Raw genomic sequence first — 3,118 nt, 5'->3', positions numbered from 1 at the left:
GACACCCGTTTATCGTCGAACCTAAATCGGGACAACCCTACAATCTCGCTCCCTTTTAGCGTCTTTGCGGATGGCACGTTCGCCCAGCGCCTGAAGAAGCTGCGGGTTGAGCGGGGGCTCAAGCAGGCGGAGCTGAGCCTCAAGGCTGGGCTGAATAATTTCTTCAGAAAAATGGCAAACCGCCGCAGCGTACTCGCAGCTCCGAGTCGTTCAGGGCTACCCCTGGCGGCTCATTTGGATATCGTCCCGTGTAGGCTGCACGCTTTCGCGTACACGGGTGAGGGTTGCCTTGATCGCGGTGCTACCCACACGGTAGCTGCCAGCCATAGTTACGTGGTCAGCGTAGCGAAGCGCAGCCGAGTTCATGAATAATGCAGGCAAGAGGAAGGCAGGCTCAACGAACTGCTTGCTGCGCGCTGAGGATCGAGCGCACGCGCTGCCGTACGTCCGCGGAAGGGTCATCCAAATGAGGCACCAGCCGCTTCAAGACGGCATCGTCCAGCGGCAGGCGTCGTGAGAGGGCAAAGGTGGCCCACGCGCGTGTCCACACGTCGGGGCTCTCCAGCCCGGCGGCCAGGCGCGGGCTGACGCGCTCGTCGGGTGGCGACAAGCACGCCACCAACCGCAGCCCCTGGGCGTCGTGGAACAAGCCCTCGGGAAGATCCTCGGACCGGAACTGGTCACCGATGGGTTGGCGCTCGCTAGTCTCACACAGGACGTCCACGCCCTCGGACGACACCGGCGGCACGACCAGTTGCCGCGCCGCATCGACGGCGAGGCGCCGGAATTCATCGCCGCTGATCCACTCCAGGCAACGGGCCAGGTTGGCCAGCTCCAGCTGCAGCGCTGACGCGTGCAGCACGTACAGTAAACCGACCACGCGGTCACGCGCCGCGGCATCTTCGTGCATATCCGTCACGAGGTGCCGGGCCAATCCCACGAAGCGCTCGGGAGGATGGCGCCGCAGAAACAGCTTGATCGTCGGGAGGAACGCCAGGAAGTCGCTCCGGGCGAGCAGGCGGTGAACGATCCGCAGGCGTTCTTCCACGGTCCGGGTGTCGTCATAGATGCCGCAGATCAGATCGCGCTCGGCCGCCTGCTGATCGGAAGTCGCCATTGCGGACATCTGCACCAGGCTGGTTCCGCGAAAGGCGTCCAAAAGCTGCGTGTTCGGATCGGTGCTGCCGAACGCCCTGTCAAGGTAGCGCCTGTAGTCGCCCATGAACTGAAAGTATCGGCGCAGGCGGGAAGCCGTCTCGACGCCGTTTGGCGCGATGGAAGAAAATCCGTAGAGCCGCGGCACGCCCGCGAAGATGCGCAAGAACGCTTGGCTGAAGCTGGGTCCCCACGGGCCGTAGCGGAGCTGCACCACGCGCTCCGCCGCCGCGCGGTCGAAGCCATGCTCCAGGAGAACCTGGAGGTACTGGTCGGGGGTGCGGCTGTCCGGATCCTTGCTCGCCAGGGTGTTGCAGGCGAGCAGGAACACCTCCTGGGAGCGCTGAAAGAGACTCCGACACCGCTGCTGACACGCGGCTTCTTCCAGCGTTTGCAGGCTTAACGAACTGCCGTAGCGGCCGAAGAATTCTCCGGCAAACTCTCCGGAATAAACCAAGATGTCACAGCGCAGGTCGGACGCACATAACGCCAAGAGCTGGGAGAGAGCGGCGTCGGCTGCGTTGCGGCCGGAGTTGGCGGAGGCGGCGCGCTCTTCCCAAGGCGCGCTCTCCGCCACCAATAGCTCCGCGCTGAAGTCAACGAAATCGAACGCGTCCGCCGGCAGTTGAGCCCTGACCGCCGCCAGCTCTTCGTGACTGTTGAAGCCAAAGGCGCAGACGTTCAAGGGCTGCACCTGGGCCTCGGCCGCCCACGCCCAGGCCGAGAGGAGCGTACAGAGGAAAGGACGGCGGATCCGTGCAGCAACGAAGGTCATCGAGAACACCCTTTGCCGGCCAACGATCCTTTCCAACATAATGTAGCAACCGCGGTCACGTCAATCGGCGAGGTCGAAGGCTGCAGCGAACTCACCCGCGACGGATAGACTCTTTTCTCCGGCGCTTCTTTGCGTGGTGCGAAGATCCGTTCGCGCTCGTGCGGCATCGGCGCGGAAGCTCGGTTCGGCAAGCCAGTTTTGTGGTGAAATTCTCGGCCTTTTCGGTTACACTGCAGCGATTCTTCGGGCAGGCGTGCCGATTGACGGCCGTCATGACGAGTAGCACCCTGGCAGGGGGAAAATTGGTGAGTCAGCTGCTGAATGAACTTCAATCGCAAGTGAGCACTGAAAACGGGGCACCGGAGACGGGAGTTGGTGCACTTCGCCCCTCCATGCCGGGGGAGCCCGCACCTGGCCGTCGGACCGGGCAGAACCCGCAATGAAGGCGCACCGTGCTGCGCGCGCCGGCGCGCTGACTCTCATCCTCTACCTGTTGCCGTCCTGCGCGACGGCCCCCCCGCCGCGCCCGCTCCCGACGACCGTCGCTGAGATCACAGACCCCTGGCCGCGGCGTGAGGTGCTCGAGCTTGCCATGCAAGCCTATCAGTGCGGCGAACGCGAAGGCCGCTTCAAGCGCCCGGTACTGACCATCATCGACTACAGCCTACCGTCGAGCGAGCAGCGGCTGTGGGTCATCGATGTGCAGCGGAATCAAGTGCTGCACCATGAGCTGGTCGCACACGGTGAGGGGAGCGGCGAGGCGGTGGCTGTGGCGTTCTCCAACGAGATGGGCTCGCATCAGTCCAGCCTCGGGCTGTTCCGCACCGACGAGGTGTACACGGGTCGCTTCGGCTACTCGTTGCGTCTCTCCGGGCTCGAGCCCGGCATCAACGACAAGGCCCACGAGCGTGCCATCGTCGTGCACGGCTCTTCGGACGTCAGCCACGCGTTCGCCGCCAAATGGGGGATGATCGGCCGGAGTTGGGGATGCCCAGCATTGCCCGATGACGTTGCGCCGCAGATCATCGATACCATCGCTGGTGGCGCGGCCATTTTCGCATACTATCCGGACACCGAGTGGCTGCGGGAGTCGCACTACCTGCACTGCGGTATGCAGGTCGCCGGCGCCACCGGGGGCAATTGACGCGGGACCGCGAGCGGGCCAACCGAGGGATTGCGCCTTCGGGG

At 64.3% G+C, this 3,118-nt stretch carries 3 protein-coding genes; 2 read left to right on the top strand and 1 reads right to left on the bottom strand.

The features are described from left to right. The coding region (locus VF515_08245; protein ID HEX7407624.1) for a helix-turn-helix transcriptional regulator at positions 1 to 372 on the top strand (372 nt) is incomplete at its 5' end. A gap of 22 nt (positions 373 to 394) precedes the next feature. Here VF515_08245 and VF515_08240 read toward each other — a convergent pair. After that, positions 395 to 1,930 (bottom strand): hypothetical protein, encoded by a 1,536-nt coding sequence (locus VF515_08240; protein ID HEX7407623.1) that lies wholly within the window; start codon positions 1,928 to 1,930, stop codon positions 395 to 397. A 439-nt stretch (positions 1,931 to 2,369) separates the two neighbouring features. Between VF515_08240 and VF515_08235 the strand changes: the two genes are divergently transcribed. Next, complete coding sequence (locus tag VF515_08235) at positions 2,370 to 3,074, top strand: murein L,D-transpeptidase catalytic domain family protein (protein ID HEX7407622.1); 705 nt, start codon at positions 2,370 to 2,372, stop codon at positions 3,072 to 3,074. The last annotated feature ends 44 nt before the right edge of the window (positions 3,075 to 3,118 follow it).

It is taken from the genome of Candidatus Binatia bacterium (assembly GCA_036382395.1).
Lineage (GTDB): Bacteria > Desulfobacterota > Binatia > HRBIN30 > HRBIN30 > JAGDMS01.
The sequence above is the reverse complement of the archived record's forward strand: the minus strand, read 5'-3'. Positions and strand labels throughout refer to the sequence as shown.